We start from the raw sequence: 2,476 nt of genomic DNA, 5'->3' as shown, positions 1-2,476 counted from the left end.
GATGGTGTAATGATTGGACGAGGAATTTTAGGATCCCCATGGAAAATTGGAGAAATAGATTATGCTCTTAGAGAAAATAAAAATTTTAAAGAACCAAACACAGAGGAAAAACTATATTTAATTATTGAGCATCTTGATGAATTAATAAAAGAGAAAGGAGATCACGGAATGCTAATTGCAAGAAAACATATCTCATGGACATGCAAAGACTTTAAAGGAGCATCAAATTTAAGAAATAACTTGGTTAGAGCTGTTGATAAAAATGAAGTTAAAAATTTAATAATTAAAATGATTAAAACTTTGAATAATGAAAAAAATAGATTAGCTTAAAAAAAAATTATTTTTTAAATGAAAATTATTAGTAAAGAAACAAGTAAAAGAGTTTGTGATCACATGAACAATGATCACATAGATTCAGTGCATAAATATCTTAGCCATTATGGGAAGATATCAACATTTGAGAATGCCTATATGGAAGAAATTAATAATAGTTATATAAAAATCAATTACGATGGTCAATCAGCAATTATCAATTTTAAAAATGAAATATCTGAAGAAGAAATTCATTCAACTTTAGTATCAATGATTAAAGACATTAAAGAATAAAGTAATTTATAAAAAATTCTAATTTTTATTTTCATAGTAATCAGTTATCTTTTTACATTCTTCAAATGAAAGCATGCTTAATCTAGATGTGGCTTTTATTTTTAAAATTGCACAAACAGCTAATAAATCAGCGCTATCAACAGTAAGTGCTTCAGAAAGTTCTAGGACCCTAAGACCTTTCATTAGTATTAAAAAATCTTTTCTACATTATCAAGAACCTTATAATCAATGGGCTGCATTTTTCCCTAAGCCTGCAACGAATGGAAAAGTTTGTTCATCACCAAATATATCTTCTTCCGAAGAATTAGAAATATTAGTTTTTTTATTATCAGGCTTAATTTCTTCAATTTCATTAGAAATATTATCTTTAATGTTATTTTCAATTTCTTTTGCTAATAAATTATTCGTATTAGAAAATATTGAAAAAACCAATACACATAAAAACAAAAAAATTTTTTTCATAAAAAAAATTTATCTAATACTATTTTTATATGCCAATAGTGTTATTTAGAAAAACTAGATAATTTTAAAACAAATCTATATAAATCAAAATCAAAAAATATTCATCTTCCCAACTTATTTCTATTTTTAAATCTAATTAAGAAATAAAGACCTAGTAATAAAAGAATTGCCAAGGAGTACTGATTAAGAAAAACATAAACCATATAGACGAGAAAGGGGAATAAGCACGCCCTCTTGAAATTTAATTTCTGTTCCTTTGACATATTTTTCCAATTTAAATATTCTTCCCATTGAAAAATCTTCTTCATTTTTCTACTTTTATTTTTACGATTAAACATAACTTTATAAATATAGTTTTGATGATTCTTATGTTAATAAATAAAAATAATCTACAATATAAAAATGTGTTTTTTCATTGAATAAAAATTTTCTAAATAAAAGATGAACTCAAAACCAGTTTGGAAAATAGAAAAAATTGTTTTACCTCAACATGCAGATCATGCAGGGGTAATGTGGCACGGTAAATATTTTAATTGGCTTGAAGAAAGCCGAATAAATGCACTTTCAAAAGTAGGTATAAGTTATTTCGAACTAACTAAAAATGGATTAGATTTACCTTTAATCAATAGTTCTATACAATATAAATCTCCTTTATTTCTTGGTGAAAAAATAACAATCGAGAGCGAATTCAATATTGATAAAAGTCCTAGGATTAATGTAATTTCAAAATTTCATAACAAGAAAAATGAAATCTTAACGATTGCTGAAGTCGATTTAGTCTTAATAAATAAACTGAACTTTTCTATAATAAGAAAAAGACCAGATTTCCTATCGGAAGCCTTTAGTAAATTAAATGGTTGAAATTATCCGCCAATTCAACGATTTATTAATTATGAATATACTTCAAGTTATTGATTCTTATCAATATGAAATGGAATCAAGATATCAAGAAAAATCAATGCTCACAAATCTTTTTACAGAGCACAAATTTATAGGATGGTTAGGGTTGTTTATAGTATTTTTCTCTATCTTTGCAATTTTTGTTTTTCAATTTCTTGAGTGGGAAAGTAATGACAATAATAAAAGTTAAGAAGATTTAATGCTTATAATTCAACTGAATGACTAAAAAAATGGCTATCTACTTAAAAATAACTAACCCTACAGAGGTTGTAAAAAAAAAGACCTCCAAATGGCTTACAGATATTACACCTGAAAGAATTGATAGAAAATTGGTCGAGGATGAAGTAATAAAAGGCATTATCGAGCAATTAACATTAGAAGGCATAAAAGGAGAAATATCAGCAATTAATGGGTTTGAAGTAAATGAATCTTCAGTAATAACAAAAAATAATTTTGTTATTAGAAAAACAAAAACTTTTTAGATAGAAAATAAAAATCTTTAATGAAA

Annotated in this window: 7 protein-coding genes; 5 read left to right on the top strand and 2 right to left on the bottom strand. The window is 25.2% G+C overall.

The features are described from left to right. Both AMO19_RS08085 and AMO19_RS08080 read left to right on the top strand, forming a co-directional pair. The coding region (locus tag AMO19_RS08085) for a tRNA-dihydrouridine synthase (RefSeq protein WP_179850546.1) at window positions 1–330 on the top strand (330 nt) is incomplete at its 5' end. A gap of 18 nt (window positions 331–348) precedes the next feature. Then, window positions 349–606, top strand: a complete 258-nt coding sequence (locus tag AMO19_RS08080; protein WP_025894618.1) for a DUF2470 domain-containing protein — start codon at window positions 349–351, stop codon at window positions 604–606. 18 nt (window positions 607–624) lie between these two features. On the opposite strand, the gene AMO19_RS08655 is transcribed toward AMO19_RS08080, so the two are convergent. Together AMO19_RS08655 and AMO19_RS08075 are read right to left on the bottom strand one after the other, a co-directional pair. After that, window positions 625–789, bottom strand: coding sequence for a translation initiation factor IF-2 N-terminal domain-containing protein (locus AMO19_RS08655; RefSeq protein WP_179850545.1), 165 nt, complete (start codon window positions 787–789; stop codon window positions 625–627). Between the two features lie 42 nt (window positions 790–831). Then, window positions 832–1,068, bottom strand: coding sequence for a hypothetical protein (locus AMO19_RS08075; RefSeq protein ID WP_075508063.1), 237 nt, complete (start codon window positions 1,066–1,068; stop codon window positions 832–834). A 441-nt stretch (window positions 1,069–1,509) separates the two neighbouring features. On the opposite strand from AMO19_RS08075, the gene AMO19_RS08065 reads away from it, so the two are divergent. The 3 genes from AMO19_RS08065 to AMO19_RS08055 are packed head-to-tail and all read left to right on the top strand — an operon-like array spanning window position 1,510 to window position 2,450. Beyond that, window positions 1,510–1,929, top strand: a complete 420-nt coding sequence (locus AMO19_RS08065) for an acyl-CoA thioesterase (RefSeq protein WP_075508062.1) — start codon at window positions 1,510–1,512, stop codon at window positions 1,927–1,929. Between the two features lie 31 nt (window positions 1,930–1,960). Next, on the top strand, window positions 1,961–2,158 hold the full coding sequence (locus tag AMO19_RS08060; RefSeq protein ID WP_075508064.1) for a hypothetical protein: 198 nt from the start codon (window positions 1,961–1,963) through the stop codon (window positions 2,156–2,158). A 40-nt stretch (window positions 2,159–2,198) separates the two neighbouring features. Then, window positions 2,199–2,450, top strand: coding sequence for a hypothetical protein (locus tag AMO19_RS08055; RefSeq protein WP_011818540.1), 252 nt, complete (start codon window positions 2,199–2,201; stop codon window positions 2,448–2,450). Window positions 2,451–2,476 lie beyond the last annotated feature (26 nt).

Origin of the sequence: Prochlorococcus marinus (genome assembly GCF_001180245.1) — a bacterium.
In the GTDB taxonomy this organism is placed as follows: domain Bacteria; phylum Cyanobacteriota; class Cyanobacteriia; order PCC-6307; family Cyanobiaceae; genus Prochlorococcus_A; species Prochlorococcus_A marinus_F.
This window is presented reverse-complemented; position numbering and strand designations above follow the sequence as displayed.